15 protein-coding genes are annotated in these 15,418 nt (G+C 60.1%); 3 read left to right on the top strand and 12 right to left on the bottom strand.

Going from position 1 to position 15,418, the window contains the following annotated elements; translation table 11 throughout:
• Positions 1-27 precede the first annotated feature (27 nt).
• Positions 28-939, bottom strand: a complete 912-nt coding sequence (locus I5L03_RS07480; protein ID WP_197921123.1) for a metal-dependent hydrolase — start codon at positions 937-939, stop codon at positions 28-30.
• Between the two features lie 178 nt (positions 940-1,117).
• Here I5L03_RS07480 and I5L03_RS07475 point away from each other — a divergent pair, with 178 nt between their 5' ends.
• Positions 1,118-2,365, top strand: coding sequence for a glycosyltransferase family 4 protein (locus tag I5L03_RS07475; protein WP_197921122.1), 1,248 nt, complete (start codon positions 1,118-1,120; stop codon positions 2,363-2,365).
• 2 nt (positions 2,366-2,367) lie between these two features.
• Here the strand turns inward: I5L03_RS07475 and I5L03_RS07470 are convergent, their stop codons facing one another.
• The 3 genes from I5L03_RS07470 to I5L03_RS07460 all read right to left on the bottom strand — a co-directional run bounded on the left by I5L03_RS07470 (position 2,368) and on the right by I5L03_RS07460 (position 6,748).
• A complete protein-coding gene (locus I5L03_RS07470) occupies positions 2,368-3,651 on the bottom strand; it encodes a sugar transferase (protein WP_197921121.1) in 1,284 nt (427 codons plus the stop codon).
• A 155-nt stretch (positions 3,652-3,806) separates the two neighbouring features.
• Positions 3,807-4,823 carry a 2-oxoacid:ferredoxin oxidoreductase subunit beta gene (locus I5L03_RS07465; protein ID WP_197921120.1) on the bottom strand — a complete coding sequence of 339 codons (1,017 nt, stop codon included), beginning with the start codon at positions 4,821-4,823 and terminating at the stop codon, positions 3,807-3,809.
• Positions 4,820-6,748: a 2-oxoacid:acceptor oxidoreductase subunit alpha gene (locus tag I5L03_RS07460; RefSeq protein ID WP_197921119.1), complete on the bottom strand. Its 1,929-nt coding sequence runs from the start codon at positions 6,746-6,748 to the stop codon at positions 4,820-4,822. Before I5L03_RS07460 ends, I5L03_RS07465 begins: the two co-directional genes overlap by 4 nt.
• A 148-nt stretch (positions 6,749-6,896) precedes the next feature.
• Here I5L03_RS07460 and I5L03_RS07455 point away from each other — a divergent pair, with 148 nt between their 5' ends.
• The gene (locus tag I5L03_RS07455; RefSeq protein WP_197921118.1) at positions 6,897-7,382 is read left to right on the top strand and encodes an RNA pyrophosphohydrolase; all 486 of its coding nucleotides are present in this window, start codon (positions 6,897-6,899) and stop codon (positions 7,380-7,382) included.
• A gap of 86 nt (positions 7,383-7,468) precedes the next feature.
• Here I5L03_RS07455 and I5L03_RS07450 read toward each other — a convergent pair whose 3' ends face one another.
• From I5L03_RS07450 to I5L03_RS07425, 6 genes are all read right to left on the bottom strand, one after another.
• Entirely contained in the window at positions 7,469-7,966 is a 498-nt protein-coding gene (locus I5L03_RS07450) for a tetratricopeptide repeat protein (protein WP_197921117.1), read from the bottom strand.
• A gap of 50 nt (positions 7,967-8,016) precedes the next feature.
• Positions 8,017-9,198 carry an RsmB/NOP family class I SAM-dependent RNA methyltransferase gene (locus I5L03_RS07445; protein WP_197921116.1) on the bottom strand — a complete coding sequence of 394 codons (1,182 nt, stop codon included), beginning with the start codon at positions 9,196-9,198 and terminating at the stop codon, positions 8,017-8,019.
• Positions 9,195-9,452, bottom strand: a complete 258-nt coding sequence (locus I5L03_RS07440; protein WP_197921115.1) for a hypothetical protein — start codon at positions 9,450-9,452, stop codon at positions 9,195-9,197. The genes I5L03_RS07445 and I5L03_RS07440 overlap by 4 nt, the downstream gene beginning before the upstream one ends.
• 9 nt (positions 9,453-9,461) lie before the next feature.
• Positions 9,462-10,925, bottom strand: coding sequence for an IMP dehydrogenase (gene guaB / locus I5L03_RS07435; protein ID WP_197921114.1), 1,464 nt, complete (start codon positions 10,923-10,925; stop codon positions 9,462-9,464).
• A gap of 112 nt (positions 10,926-11,037) precedes the next feature.
• Positions 11,038-11,322: a GIY-YIG nuclease family protein gene (locus I5L03_RS07430; protein WP_197921113.1), complete on the bottom strand. Its 285-nt coding sequence runs from the start codon at positions 11,320-11,322 to the stop codon at positions 11,038-11,040.
• 63 nt (positions 11,323-11,385) lie between these two features.
• Complete coding sequence (locus tag I5L03_RS07425; protein ID WP_197921112.1) at positions 11,386-12,141, bottom strand: 3-hydroxybutyrate dehydrogenase; 756 nt, start codon at positions 12,139-12,141, stop codon at positions 11,386-11,388.
• Positions 12,142-12,236: 95 nt separating this feature from the next.
• On the opposite strand from I5L03_RS07425, the gene ypfJ reads away from it, so the two are divergent.
• The gene (gene ypfJ / locus I5L03_RS07420) at positions 12,237-13,082 is read left to right on the top strand and encodes a KPN_02809 family neutral zinc metallopeptidase (RefSeq protein ID WP_197921110.1); all 846 of its coding nucleotides are present in this window, start codon (positions 12,237-12,239) and stop codon (positions 13,080-13,082) included.
• 109 nt (positions 13,083-13,191) lie between these two features.
• Here ypfJ and I5L03_RS07415 read toward each other — a convergent pair whose 3' ends face one another.
• Together I5L03_RS07415 and I5L03_RS07410 are read right to left on the bottom strand one after the other, a co-directional pair.
• A complete protein-coding gene (locus I5L03_RS07415) occupies positions 13,192-15,015 on the bottom strand; it encodes a M56 family metallopeptidase (protein WP_197921108.1) in 1,824 nt (607 codons plus the stop codon).
• Complete coding sequence (locus tag I5L03_RS07410; protein WP_407647607.1) at positions 15,012-15,407, bottom strand: BlaI/MecI/CopY family transcriptional regulator; 396 nt, start codon at positions 15,405-15,407, stop codon at positions 15,012-15,014. The genes I5L03_RS07415 and I5L03_RS07410 overlap by 4 nt, the downstream gene beginning before the upstream one ends.
• Positions 15,408-15,418: the final 11 nt, after the last annotated feature.

Here is a 15,418-nt window from a genome sequence, read left to right as displayed (position 1 = left end):
TCCCCGTTGTTACGGGCAATCAGCGCATCAGCGCGGCGCGGGTTCCGTGCAAAACTCGGCCGGCACTTCGATGCTGAAACGATCACGGCTGCGTGGATCGTAAAAGCGCGCATCGCCAAGCACGTAAGTGCCTTCTTCTGTCAGGTCGAGGACGGGCGCGCGGCTCCAGAACATGAACGCTTCGATCTGGCTGCTTGCGGCTCGCGCTGCGTGGAGATCGCAGGCGGAAAGCGGGGCATTGCCTATGCGTTCCCCGTCGATGAAGTAATTGCCCGCCCCGCCAATGCCGATGGTCTCGCGCTGCCAGAAAAACACCGGCGGCGGTGAGCTGATGGACGCCACGTAAGACGTGTTCTGCGCCTTGTCGTACTGGCTGATCGCGAAATTCAGGACGATGTACAGCCCGGCAATGCCCAGCACATTGCGCGCCAAGCCCTGACAATTCCCGCCGCGCTTCTCTTTGCGCAGGGAGAACCACAAACCGAGACCCATCAGCAACCAGAGGAACAGGTCGATGATGAACAGCGTGTCGCCATAGAACCACTGGCTGGAAAACGGCTCAAGAAAGCGGATGCCATAAACGTTGAGCCAATCGAGCGCTGGATGCGACAAACACCCGATCAGCGCCAATGCGTAAAGCCATCCAAAATGTACAGGAAGCCGTCCCTCAGGCCGCTTCCCGCGCGATGTCTGCCAGCGGTCCCATCCCCATAGCAGCCCTGCCAATATCAGCGGCAACAGCAACATCGCTGGCGGTCCGTGAGTGATGCCCCGACGAAAGCCAAGGTGCTCTGTCCCTTCGAGCCAAAAGAAACACGCCGCATCCACATCGGGCAAGTTGGCCCCAACGATGAGAGCGGGCATGCCGAGCCCGGTCTTCTTCTTGAGCCCCGCCTGCCCGATCAGCGCGCCGACAAGTGAATGGGTAAGGTTGTCCATGACTTCGCCTTGCCGGATTTCGCTGCCCTGACACAAGCCCAAAGGCGTGATCGGCGCTCATCACAGGCTAATTGATTTCCCTTTCGCAGGCGCATAGAGCCGCGCACTTGGCGGGGCGCTGGCTGATTTGGTCCGCCGCCGATCGCCACAGCCGAATGAATGACTTGGAAAAACTGCCATGAGCGATAGCGCGCGCGGATCGATCATTTTCGTCAATCGCTATTTTTGGCCGGATCGCAGCGCGACTTCGCAGATCTTGAGCGATGTCGCCTTTCACTTGGCCGAAAACGGCTATGCGGTGGAAGTCATCGCCAGTAGGCTGTCCTATGAAAGCGATGAGAGTCCATACCCGGCGGATGAGACCCATCGCGGCGTGCGCATCCACCGTGTAGCAACACCGAGTTTCGGCCGGGGCAATATTATCGGTCGCCTGATTGATTATCTCGGCTTTTATGTCAGCGCGTTCTTCAAGACACTATCACTCGCTGGCGCAAAAGATGTCGTGGTGGCGAAGACCGATCCGCCCGTCCTTTCATGGCCCATAGGCATTGCCGCCGGTCTGAAAGGCGCGCGCAAAGCGAACTGGCTGCAGGACCTCTATCCCGAAGTCGCCGAGGCGTTTGGGGTTATCGGAATAAACAGCGTGCCGGCCCGCCTGACAAGGGCGCTGCGCGATCGATCGCTGCGCAAAGCGGACATGAATATAGCCATCGGCGAAAAAATGGCTGAATTGCTGGCACAGCGCGGTGTGGAAACGGAGCGCATCACGGTCATTCCAAATATGACCGATGATGAGAGCATTCGCCCGATCCATGCGGCCGACAATCCGCTGCGCAAGGAATGGGGCTTTGCCGAAACCGATCTGGTCGTCGGCTATTCCGGCAATCTCGGCCGCGCGCATGAAGTCGATACCCTGCTGTCGGCAGCGCAGTCCTTACAGGAAAAGGGCCGCAGCGACATCCGCTTCCTCGTGATTGGTGGCGGCTTCCTGCGTGAGCATCTGGAACGCGAAGTGGAAGCGCGCACCCTGTCCAACTTCACATTCAAGCCGTACCAACCGCGGGAACAGCTTGGGCACTCGCTCACCGTGCCCGACGTGCATTGGGTGTCCTTGCTGCCGGAGCTTGAAGGACTGATCGTGCCGAGCAAGTTCTATGGCGCGGCGGCGAGCGGGCGCCCAGTGATATTCATCGGCAGCACCGAGGGAGAGCTGGGTGGCATCGTTCCGGAGAGCAATTCGGGGGCAGTCATAGCGGTGAATGACGCGGAAAGTCTGGCGGAGCGCCTGATCCAATACGCCGACGATTCCGTTTATCGCGCACAGCAAGGCAAGAATGCGCGCGCATTGGTAGAGCAAGGCTTCAATCGCCGCGCCGTGTTGTCGCAATGGGAAGCTCTGGCGGCGAAACTCGCGCCGCGCGGCTGATCCTATTTCGCGCCGTGGCCGGTGAAAACGACCAGTGCCGTGCGCACAAGGATCAGGAAGTCCAGCCAGTATGAGAAATTCTTGATGTAATAAAAATCATACTGAAGCTTGTCATCGATATCGTCGAGACCGGTCACATGGCCCTGATTGACCTGCGCCCAACCGGTGATGCCGGGCCGCACGATGTGGCGATAATCGTAAAAAGGGATTTCCTCGCGATACCAGCGCGACAGCTCGATAGCTTCGGGTCGCGGGCCGATCCAGCTCATATGACCGAAGATAATGTTGTACATTTGCGGCAATTCATCAATGCGCGTTTTGCGCAGGAAGCGGCCAAGCTTCGTGATGCGTGGATCATCGTCACCCGTCATCGCCTTGGCCCGGCGCGCGGCTTCATCCTCTTCCAGCTTTTCGGTGCGCATGGTGCGGAATTTCAGCACACGGAACGGTACGCCGCGATAGCCGACGCGGCTTTGGCGGAAGAATACAGGGCCCGGGGAATCGAGCTTGATCAGCAGCGCGACCAGCATCAGAGGCAGGATGGCAAGAGGCAGAAAAATGAAGCACAAAAGCAGATCGGCAAGCCGCTTTACCCGCATGAAACTCATATTCGGCAGGAGCGAGCCAAAGCTATTCTCGGACAGATGCTCGACCTGGACTTTGCCCGTCGCTGCTTCTCTCACCTGCTTGAAGTGAAAAACGGGAATGCCTTCCAGCGCCGCGTTTGCCAGCAATCTTACCCAGGCATCTTCGTGATCGGCGTGCAGGTCTGCAACCAGAATGGCGCCGCGGTGATTGGGCAGGATTGGCGACGGCATTGCGCGCATATGGAGACCGACATTGCGCAGGCGTTTCACGCGCCCACCCGGCACGGTGTAAAACACGTTTTGGTCAAAGCGGGTCGCGATGACCATGATCGCCAGATAGATCGTCAGCGATAGGGCGAAATTCACCCCGAAAAAGGGTATCGAATATTCAAGCCGGGTGACGAGGATGGCGATAGCCGCAAGCCCATAGGTCGCTATGAAAGGCGGGATGACAGCACCGAATTGCTTCACACCGGGGTAGATGTGCAGCCTGCGCGCGAAAAACACGCCGCTGATCGTGGCCAGCACCGATGCGATAACGCTGTGCTGAACGCTCCCCATGCGTGAAAACAGGAATTCGGGCCCATAATACAGCAGGGCTGGCAGTAAGCAGCCAATACCGACAGCGCAGAGGACCTGCAGGCTGAAAGAGCGGAAAATACTGCGCCCGTCTTGGATCAGCTCATTTGGCGCTGCCATAAGCATGAGACGCTGCCTCTCCCGGTCCTCGACACAGTGTGTAGTAGTGAAGCAAGCCACTTACGCGTCAAATGCGAAAGGAGCAAGACGCTCTCCTTCGCATTTGCGGCATTTTATTCAAAAGACGTGTCTTTTAGGACATTGCCCTAGGTTAACTATCCCTCGACAGTCCAGGTTTGTCCTTTGGCGAGCAGAGCTGCGAGATTGGGCTCCTTGCCTTCCGACAGGCGCTTATTCTCTTCGACAACCTGCTCTTCGAAGGCGGGGGCCGGGTCATCATAGATGACGCCCAGCGCCTTGGGGAACGGGCCGAAAGGCAGTTCCACCAGCATGTGGGCGATGGCGCGGTTGGTGACGTCATGGCGGATCACCTTCGCGGCTTCCCAATCACCATCGACGACATCGACCACTTCGAGCCGCAGCGTATCGTGATTGAGCGTCAGGCCTTTTTCGCCTTTGGCGAACAACATGGGCTGGCCATTCTCCAGCCAAAGCTGGTTATCTTCCGCCCCCTTGGGAGCGGCGAATTCGTTGAACACATCCTTGTTGTAAACGATGCAGTTCTGGAAAATCTCGATAAAGGCCGCGCCCTTATGCGCATGGGCTGCCTTGAGGACTTCGGGCAGCTTCTTCGAGACATCGAAACCGCGCGCAACAAAGCGTGCACCGGCACCGAGCGCAAAGGCGCAAGGCTCTGCAGGCTGGTCGATCGAACCACCGGGAGTCGAAGGGCTCGTCGTGCCGGGGCGGCTGGTGGGCGAGTACTGCCCCTTGGTCAGTCCATAAATCTCGTTATTGAACAGCATGATCTGCATGTTCACGTTGCGGCGAAGCACATGCATCATGTGGTTGCCGCCGATGGAAAGCCCGTCACCATCACCGGTGATCAGCCACACGTCGAGATCGGGATTGGCCAGTTTCACACCCGTCGCCACCGCCGGCGCGCGGCCGTGGATGGTGTGAAAACCATAGCTCTCGATATAATAGGGGAAACGGCTCGAGCAGCCGATGCCGCTGATAAAGCAGGTGTTGGACGGATCAGCGCCAAGCTGCGGCAGCGTGCGCTGCACAGCCTTCAGGATCGCATAGTCCCCGCAACCTGGGCACCAGCGCACTTCCTGGTCGGTTTCCCAGTCCTTCAGCGTCGTTTCGATTTTTACGGGAGCATTCATGCTTCGTCTCCAACGGGGCTGGGAAGCTGGTCGTCATTGACTTCGACCTGCCCGCCGCATTTCTCATCGATACAGCGCGCGATGGCGCTTTCCAGTTCGGAAATGGCGAAAGGCTGGCCGCTCGTCTTGCTGAGCGATTCCGCATCGACGAGGAACTGGTCGCGCAGGATTGTCTTGAACTGGCCGGTGTTCATTTCCGGAACCAGCACATGGTCGTAACTGTGCAGCAGCTCGCCCAGATTGGCGGGCAGCGGCCAGATATTGCGGACGTGGATGTGGCTCACATCGAGGCCCTTCGCAATCGCACGGCGCACCGCTTGATGGATCGGCCCGTAGGTCGAGCCCCAGCCGACGACCGCAAGCTTCCCACCCTTTGCGCCCAGCTCGATCTCCTGATCGGCGACGGCGATATTGGCGATCTTGTTCATGCGCGCATCGGTCATCGCCTGGTGGTTGTCGGGAGCGTAATCGATGTGGCCGGTGTCGACCGCCTTCTCGATCCCGCCGATGCGGTGCATCAGGCCCGGCGTGCCCGGCCTGATCCACGGTCGCGCCCCCTTGCTGTCCCGCTTGTAGGGAAGCAGCGTGTCGTCCGGGCCGTTCTTCTCGGTGAGGAATTCGGCTGGTGTGCGCTCGTAGCTTTCGGGATCGGGCACCAGCCATGGCTCGCTGGCATTGGCGATGTAGCCATCGGTCAGCAGCATCACAGGCGTCATGTATTCGACCGCGATTTTGCACGCCTCTATCGCGCATTCGAACGCGTCCGAAGGCGAGCGCGCAGCAATCACCGGCATCGGCGCATCGCCGTTGCGGCCATAGACGGCCTGGTAGAGGTCGCTCTGCTCGGTCTTGGTCGGAAGGCCCGTCGAAGGGCCACCGCGCTGTGAATTGACGATCACCAGCGGCAGCTCGGTCATGATGCCGAGGCCCATCGCCTCACCCTTTAGCGCGATGCCGGGGCCGGAGGAGGAGGTGACACCAAGCGAACCCGCATAGCTCGCCCCGATGGCAGCACAGATCGCGGCAATCTCGTCTTCCGCCTGGAAGGTGGTGACGTTGAATTCCTTGAGCTTCGCAAGGTGATGCAGGATTGCCGACGCAGGCGTGATCGGATAGCCGCCGAAGAACATCGGCAGGCGCAGCAGCCGAGCGCCAGCGACAAGGCCAAGCGAAACCGCTTCTGCGCCAGTCACGGTCCGGTAAAGGCCGGGCGCGGTCGGGACGGGGTCGAGATGGACCTGGCGCAGCGGCCCTGCCAGCTCAGCCGTCTCGCCATAGGCATGGCCTGCATCGAGTGCAGCGATGTTGGCATCGGCAATGTCGGGCTTGTTCTTGAACTTGTTGCGGAGCCATTCCTGCAGCGGCTCACGCGGACGATCGAACATCCACAACGCAAGGCCCAGCGTCCACATGTTCTTGCAGCGCAGTGCATCCTTATTGCCAAGGCCGAACGGCTTGACCGCCTCCACCGTCATCGCCGAGATGTCGAGCTTCAGCGTGTCGAACTTGGCGAGCGTGTCATCCTCCAGCGGATTTACATCGTATTTCGCTTTGTCGAGATTGCGCTTGGTGAATTCGCCCGTGTCGATGATCACAAGACCGCCGGGCTTCAGCGAAGGCAGGTTCACCTTCAGCGCCGCCGGGTTCATCGCGACCAGTACATCCGGCGCATCGCCCGCCGTGTTCACTTCGCGCGCGCCGAAATTGATTTGGAAAGCCGAAACGCCGAACAGCGTGCCCTGCGGCGCGCGGATTTCGGCGGGGAAATCGGGGAATGTCGCAAGGTCATTGCCGGCAAGCGCGGTGGAGAGCGTGAATTGCCCGCCCGTCAGCTGCATCCCGTCTCCGCTGTCTCCAGCGAAGCGCACGACGACTGCATCCTGTTGCGATAGATCTGACCGGACCTCGGTCGCTTGGCTTGCCATATAAATTCTTCCTGCCGCGCCTTATGCTGGCGCCTTAACTCTTGGGGCTGGCACCTAGGTTCTGCGCGCGCCGGAAACAATCAAGATTTTCTGTCTGCTTCGCAATAGGCACCTTTTACCCGTCCCCCGCTGTCGCTACATCGCCCGCATGAGCAAACCAGACCGCAGCCAATACCGCCCGTGCGTCGGCACGATGATGATCAACGGACAAGGTGAAGCTTTCGTCGGCAAGAGGATCGACAACAAGGAAGGCGACTGGTGGCAAATGCCGCAGGGCGGCGTCGATGATGGCGAAGACTTGCGCGAAGCCATGCTGCGCGAATTGGGCGAGGAAACGGGCGTCGAACCGCGCCATCTCGAAGTGGTCCACCAGATGGATGACGAGCTCTATTACGATCTGCCCCCCGAACTACACGGCAAGCTGTGGGGCGGTAAATATGTCGGCCAACGGCAGGCTTGGTTCCTGGTGCGCTTTACCGGCGATGATTCAGACATCGACCTTGAGGCGCACAAGCACCCCGAATTCTGCGAGTGGAAATGGGTCGATCCCGACCTGCTACCGGAGCTGATTGTGCCGTTTAAACGCGATGTTTACGAGGCCGTGGTGGCGGATTTTAAGCCACATATCGACTAGCGCCGTCATCCCAGCGAAAGCTGGGATCTGGTGGAATTTCGCCTAGAGGTCGAACGGATCCCAGCTTTCGCTGGGATGACGTGATCTTAATTCTGCGCCACACCATCATCCGGAGCGACCACTTCTGCTGTCATCACCGGAGGGCCGCGATCAATGAATGCCGCAAGTTGCATTGTTTCGGTGCAGCCATCGCCGCACAGGCTCTGCAATTCGGCGAGATTTTCGGCGGCGGCGGACATTGCGCCCTTTTCAACCAATGCTTCCCCCTCGCCTGCAATTGCGGCTAGGTTTTCCGGATCGCGCTCCTGCGCCTCGCGGTAATAGCCGATAGCCTTGCCTTGCAGGCCCTCTGCCCGCGCGGCTTCGGCTAGCTCCAGATAGACTTCGGTGTAGCCCGGATCGACGGCGAGCGCGGCTTCATAGGCGTCAATCGCGCCTTGCGTATCGCCTGCGGCAAGCAGCGCCTCACCTTCCGCAACAAGCGCTTCTGCGCGCGGATCGGGGTCATAAACGCTTGCACTGCCCACACTGGCGCTCACGGCAACAAATAGCGAAAGAGCGGCGGCGGCGGGTGCGAAACGCATTATGGTCTCCTTGAATGTGGCGGGTTGTGTGTCTGCCATTTGTCAGAGAGCTAACACGCTTTACCTATACGTGCGATGAAAAATCCGTCCGTCCCGTCATGGTGCGGCACGAGCCGGATACCGTGCCCGTGTGGCCTGCCGAAGGGAAGCTCCGGCGTGGCGGCATTCCAGCCTGTTTCGCTGTCGAGGAACTGCGCGATCTGCGCCTTGCCTTCTTCATCGAGCAGCGAACAGGTGACGTAGGTGAGATGTCCGCCCGGTTTGACCAGAGACGCGCCCAGCCGCAGCAGGCGCGCCTGCAATTGGGTTAGGCGATCCAGACTATCGGGCGTCAGCCGCCAGCGCGCTTCGGGATTGCGGCGCCACGTGCCTGTGCCCGAGCATGGCGCATCGATCAGCACGTGGTCTGCCTTGCCTTTCCAAGCGCTGAGAGCCTCGCCCTCCTTGCCCGGATCGAGCAAGATTGTCTCGGCAATCGCAGCCCCCGCCCGCTCTGCACGTGGAGCCAGCTGGCTGAGGCGACGCTTGTCCGTATCGGCGGCGATCAGCGTCCCGGAATTTTGCATCGCTGCGGCGAGAGCGAGCGTCTTGCCACCTCCCCCGGCACACAAATCCACTACGGTGTCGCCCGGAGCAGCGCCGACGGCAAGGCACGCAGTCTGACTGCCCGCGTCCTGCACTTCGATAAGGCCCAGTGCGTAAGCGTCCCAGTCTTCGACCCGCGTACCCATGGGAAAGCGCAGCGCATCGAGGCCCTCGATCGGCCCTCCCGCCTCCGGCAAATCGCCTAATGCTCCATCGACCTTGAGCCTGTTAATACGCGTATCGAGCGGTGCGCGGGTGAGCAGGCTTTCGGCTTCTTCCTGCGAAACGCCGGATGCGATCAGCCGATCCTCGAGCCAATCGGGCGCAATGCCATCGTCCGCCACGGTTTCGTCTGGCTGGATCGCGGCGGGGCCATAGTTCGAGCCATCGAAAAGCGCCTTCAGCTCCGCATTGTCTTCAGCCAGGCCCAGCATGGCAGCCCGTCCGCTCTGCGGCACGGGGCCGCAAGCGCGAATGGCGTCGTAGACATGCTCGCGAATGGCGCGCTTGTCCTTCGATCCGGCGAAGCGATGATCCTTGAACCATTGCGCGATAAGCCGGTCTGCTGGCGGCCCCTGATGGCGCGCTGCTTCGATGATGCGGTCAAGAACCTCGATCGACGCCTGAATGCGTGCTGCGGGGGTCATCGCCCGCTTCGGTCGAGTTGCTCGAAAGCGGTTTCGAATTCTTCTTCTTGCGGAAGCGCCATGCACCGATGCTCATAGCGCACATCGCTTTGCCCCCGCGCAGCTTCCGTCATCCGGGCGGCCATGCGGGCACCTTCGGCCTCACACTCTTCCAGCGAGAGAAAAATGATTTCAGGGCGCTGCAGGTCAATCTGGCCAGGCTGATCAGGATGCCATCCAAGGATGAATAGCATCATGGGTATGACTTCGATCATGGTCAGCTCCTAGCGCGTCGGGTAATTCGGAGCTTCGCGGGTGATCGCGACATCATGCACGTGGCTCTCGCTGAGGCCGGCATTGGTGATGCGGATGAACTGGCCGCGCTCTTGCAGGTCCTTGATCGTTGCGCTGCCGGTGTAGCCCATGGCTGCCTTTACGCCGCCGACCAGCTGGTGGACGATATCGCGCGCCGGACCTTTGAACGGCACTTGCCCCTCAATCCCTTCGGGCACCAGCTTCATCGAATCCTTGATGTCCTGCTGGAAATAGCGGTCTGCCGAGCCGCGCGCCATCGCGCCGACACTGCCCATGCCGCGATAGGCCTTATAGGCGCGCCCCTGATAGAGGAATGTCTCGCCGGGAGCCTCTTCGGTGCCAGCCAGCAGGGATCCGGCCATGACGGAGGATGCACCGGCCGCCAGCGCCTTTGCCGCATCGCCGGAGGTGCGCAGGCCGCCATCGGCAATAATCGGAACATCGCCAGCCGCACTGGCTGCATCCATGATTGCGGTCAGCTGCGGCACGCCGACACCGGCAACAATGCGCGTCGTGCAGATTGAGCCCGGACCGATCCCTACTTTCACTGCATCGGCGCCTGCATCGACCAGAGCCTTGGTCGCATCTGCCGTGGCGACGTTGCCTGCCACGATCTGCACCGTGTCGGACAGAGCCTTGGCGCGCTTTACCGCCTCGCCCACCGCCTTGTTATGACCGTGCGCGGTATCGATGATGATGACATCGCATTCAGCCTCGACCAGCGCCTCGGTCCGCTCAAAGCCCTTGTCTCCCACTGTCGATGCGGCAGCAACGCGCAGGCGGCCGCCCGCATCCTTGGTCGCATCGGGGTTGAGGACAGCTTTTTCGATGTCCTTTACCGTGATCAGGCCGACACAGCGATTATCGCTGTCGACGACCAGCAGCTTCTCGATCCGGCGCTGGTGCAGGATCCGCTGCGCTTCGGCGCTGCTGACCCCTTCGGACACGGTAGCGAGATTTTCGCTCGTCATCAGTTCCTTCACCGGCTGGCGCGGATTGTCGGCAAAGCGCACATCGCGATTGGTGAGGATGCCGACCAGCTTGCCATCGGGCGCGGTCACTGGAATGCCGGAGATATTGTGCTGGTCCATCAGCGCCTGTGCATCGCCCAGCGTCGCATCGGGCGTGATCGTGATCGGGTTCACCACCATGCCGCTTTCAAAGCGCTTCACCCGACGCACAGCCGCGCATTGTTCTTCAATGGTGAGATTGCGGTGCAGCACACCCATGCCGCCCATCTGCGCCATTACGATGGCCATCTCGGCCTCCGTCACCGTATCCATCGCCGCGCTGAGCACGGGGATGTTGAGCGCAATGCCTTTGGTCAGCTGGGTTTTGGTGGAAGCCTGCGACGGCAGGATGTCGCTTTCGGCGGGCTGGAGGAGCACATCGTCGAAAGTGAGACCGGTACGAATGTCAGTTGTGTGAGCCATCCGGCCCTCTGTCACAAAAGGGGGTGATTCGCCAAGAGTGTTTGGTGAGAGATAAAGCGTTGCGGCGCTTTCGTCCGCTCCCGTCATCCCAGCGAAAGCTGGGATCTGTGGATTACAAATGCTGCCCGGAAAGATCGTCCCAATCAGGATTGATCGTCTCGATCAACTCGATTTTCCACGCCCGTTTCCAGGCCTTCATGGCTTTCTCTCTTTGGATCGCTTCTGAGATATCAGAATGGGCTTCAACGTGGACGAGTCGATCCAGCCCATATCGGCGACAGAATGCAGAGCCTTGCCCTGTTTTGTGTTGGTAGACTCTAGCTGCAAGGTCTGCTGTCACGCCGATGTAGAGCACACCATCGCGCTTGTTGGTCATGATATAGACCCAACCGCCCATGTATTCGCCTCGGGTTGATGCGGAGAGATCCCAGCTTTCGCTGGGATGACGGTGCGATTAAAGCTACTCCGCCGTCCAACCGCCGTCGATGCTCCAGTTTGCGCCGGTGACATTGCCCATTTCCTCGCGGCAAAGGAACGCGGCGAGCGCGCCCACTTCATCGACCTGGACGAACTTCTTGGTCGGCTGCTTGGCGAGAAGAACGTCATTGATGACTTCCTCTTCAGTGAGGCCGCGCGCCTTCATCGTGTCTGGAATCTGTCCCTCGATCAGCGGAGTCCAGACATAGCCGGGGCTGATGCAATTGGCGGTGACACCGGTCTGGGCGAGTTCGAGCGCGATGGTTTTCGTAAAGCCGTCCACGCCATGCTTGCTGGCGTTGTAGGCGCTCTTGAACGGGCTCGCCGTCTTGGAGTGCGCGCTGGCTGTGTTGATGATGCGGCCCCAGCCATTTTCCTTCATGCCCGGCACTGCGAGCCGCGTGGTGTGGAACACAGCTGTGAGGTTGAGCGCGATTATCATCTCGAAACGATCGACCGGGAAGTCTTCCACCGGCGATACGTGCTGCATCCCGGCATTGTTGACGAGGATATCGAGCGGCCCTGCCTCAGCCATCATCGTTTCGATCTCGTCGGATTTCAGCAGGTTCGCGCCTGAATGCGTCGCACCCAATTCGTCACACAGCTTCGCAATCTCGTCTGCATCGCCAAAGCCATTCAGCGTCACTTCCGCCCCTTCAGCCGATAGCTCGCGAGCGATGGCGAGGCCGATGCCCGAAGTGGAACCGGTGACGAGTGCACGCTTGCCTTTTAGGAACATTTGGGTCTCCAGAAGTTTGAATTCGTGACGTGTCCTAATGCTGTGCTACCGCGCGTCCAAACAATAATTTCAGCATGGTGGGAAAAGAGGGAAGTATGAGGCTCAATCCGTTCGACGTAGGTAAGATCAACGTCGGTACCACCGGCGGCGGCCTTGGGGGCAAGTCGCTCGGCTGCGGCGGCATCATCGTCGTGCTGATCGGTGTATTCGTCTTCGGAGCCGACCCGGCGCAGATGATTGGCCAGATGGGCGGTAGCGGAGGCGGACAAGAGGTCACCGCAAGCGATGACGAACAGGCCATTTGCTCTTCCAACCAATACGCCAACGAGACTTGCTCTGCCCTTACGTCTCTCAACGAGACATGGGAAAACGTCTTCGACGAACAGGGATATGGCGACCAGTTTCGCCAGCCACGCCTCGAATTCGCGACCGCACAACAATTCCGCACCGGCTGCGGAACGGGGAATGTCGGCATGGGCCCCTTTTACTGCCCGGCTGACGAAACCATATACATCGATGTTGGCTTTTACGATCAGCTTGCTCGCATGTCCGGCAATGGCGGGGATTTCGCGCGATTGTATGTGGTCGCCCACGAATATGCGCACCATTTGCAGACGGTGATGGGCCTGTCCGGCCAGATCCGCAGCGCGCAGCAGGCCAATCCGAGCCGTGCGAACCAGCTGAGCGTGCTGCTGGAGTTGCATGCCGACTGCTACGCTGGCGTTTGGGCCGGTCGCAATCGCAATCTGATCGAGTCCGGTGATTTCGAGGAAGGCATGCAAGCCGCAGCTGCGATTGGTGACGATCGCCTGACCGGTGGTCGGGTGAGCCAAGAAAGCTTCACCCACGGCACCAGCCAGCAGCGTATGGAAGCGCTCGAACTCGGCATTCGCACCGGCGATGACATCGCCTGTGACAATCGCTATTTCTCGCCGAATTAATGGCGTTCGAGATACCTTAGAGATACAAAAAGGGGCGCGTGGTGGACTAGAACACGCGCCCCTTTCGTATGGGCAGAATTGGGGTACTGCCCTCAAGCTTTGGCTAGCCTTAAGCCGTAGCCGGATGCTCGCAGTCCTCATCATGCGGGGCGATGAGAGCCTCACCCGTAATTGGGCTGACCATTGAAATGGGACGGACCGTTGCAGCCGCAGCGCTGACACCATTGCTGGCGCGGGGCGCTGGGTAGGCTACTGCACGCATAGGCTTGGCGATTGGCCGCGCCGACGGAGCCAGTGAGGCCTGTTGCTCCCGCATACGGGCAATCGCGGATTCGAGCTGACGCATGATGCGGGTGCGCATTTCGGCCGGGATATCGGGATTATTGGCGATTTCATCGATCGCTTCTTCGAGGCCTTCAAACGCAATGGCGCGGACCTGCGACCTGCAGATCATGATTGCCGTGCGCCCATCGCCAAGTTCGCGCTCGACCACCGGTTCACTGCCGTCGCAGCTCAAATTGAAACTGCGACCATTGCCTTCGCGCACGATGACCACGCCGCCAGCCATTTCGCGCGCTTCGGCAGCATAGGCCATGGCCATTTCGACATGTTCGGCAATCTCTACGTCGAGTTCGGCGAGCTCCACGTCCAGTTCAGCCATTTCGGCTTCGACTTCGGCCATGACTTCGGCGAGCTCTTCCTCATCCCATTCCTGGCCTTCGCCAACGCGGATGACCCGGCGCACGATACGCTCCTCGCCATCAGGTTCGGTGATGCGTCGCACGATGACATGACGCTGACCGTCCTCATCTACCTCGACTTCGAGATCCTGATCCTCATCCACCCAGACGACTGTGTCCTCCTCCGAGTAGGTCTGCTGATCGATGTCGGGATCAATCGTCTCGATGGTTTCACGGTCCTGCGGGTTCTCGTCAGGCGCGGCGTAGCTGATAGAGGCCGTGAGTGGCAGCGCCAGCGCGGTTGTAGTGATCGCAGCAATGCCGATTTTGCGACGGCTGCTGGAAATGTCGGACATGGTGAGGCTCCTTAAACGGTGGACGATGCTCTTCTCACCCAACACGGGACAGGCCATGGGAGCGGCCAGAGCGAGGTGTTCACCGGCGGCAAAGCCCGCAATCACTTCGGCATAGGCAGCTCTTTCCGACTGCGCGCGGCCGGCGACAACGCGCGCGTCGCACGCTACCTCCTGATCCCTGCGCATCGCTCGCCAGCCCCACCAGGCGAGCGGATTGAACCAGTGCAAGGCCAATAGCGGCTGGGCCGCAATATTGGCGAGAAGATCGTGGCCGCGATGGTGCTCCAGCTCATGGGCAATCGCCATGTCGCGAGCATTCACATCGAGCAGCGTCATAAAATCGACGGGCAGTGCAACCACCTTGTCGCGCACACCGAAGGCAACGGGGGCCGAGACAGCGGGCGTTTCCACAAGACGGATATCGCCCGATTCGCCCATCGGACGCGCGTCTGCCAGCAAGTCACGCCGCATGCGTCGATATTCCCGGATACGCCAGCCGAGGAAGATCACTGCGCCGATGATCCAGATCGGCAGCAGCAGATCCGTGCCGGCAAAGCCGCTGGTCTCGATCGGCGCTACCGAGGCATCCGCGGAGAGGGTCTCAACAGCATGATCTGTCGCGCCTTCCGGCAGAATGAACATGATATTCCCAGAACCGGTGGCAGCCGGCTCAGCAGCAGCCACAGGCTCCGGAGCAGGCGCCATCCAGGCGGGAAGTACGATCGGCGGCATAAGAAAGCGGAGAAGTGGCAATGCCCAAAGCGCATAGGCCACTTGCGGGCCAAACTGCCGCATCACCGGACGGCGGATCAGCAGCACGAAGCCGATCAGCAGCGCAGTGTAGATAAATGTATCGACCATCCAGTCCGACATGGCAGCTCCCCCAAGCAAGCTCATTTTTTCATTTCCTGAAGCAGGCGTTCGATTTCGGCGATGTCATCCGCGCTCAAAGCTTCACTTTCCGCAAGATGCGCAAACAGCGGCGCAGCGCGGCCGCCGAACAGGCGTTCGACAAGACGTTTGCTCTCCGTGCCGACATAGGCAGAGCGTTCGATCAAAGGGGTGTAGAGATAGCGGCGACCGTCGGGCGTGGTGTCCAGCGCGCCCTTCGTAACCAAGCGTGACAGCAGCGTTTTGACTGTCGGGATCGACCAGCCGCGTTCCTTGCAAACCACATCGCAGACATCGGCCGCGGACAGTGGGCTGTCGCTCCAAAGCACTTCCATCACCGCGTGTTCAGCATCGCTGATGCGCTCCACTCCGGAATTGGAATCACTCTTGGACGTCACGTCACTCTCCC

The organism is Aurantiacibacter sediminis (genome assembly GCF_016019885.1).
GTDB classification, from domain to species: Bacteria; Pseudomonadota; Alphaproteobacteria; order Sphingomonadales; family Sphingomonadaceae; genus Alteraurantiacibacter; species Alteraurantiacibacter sediminis.
The sequence above is the reverse complement of the archived record's forward strand: the minus strand, read 5'-3'. Positions and strand labels throughout refer to the sequence as shown.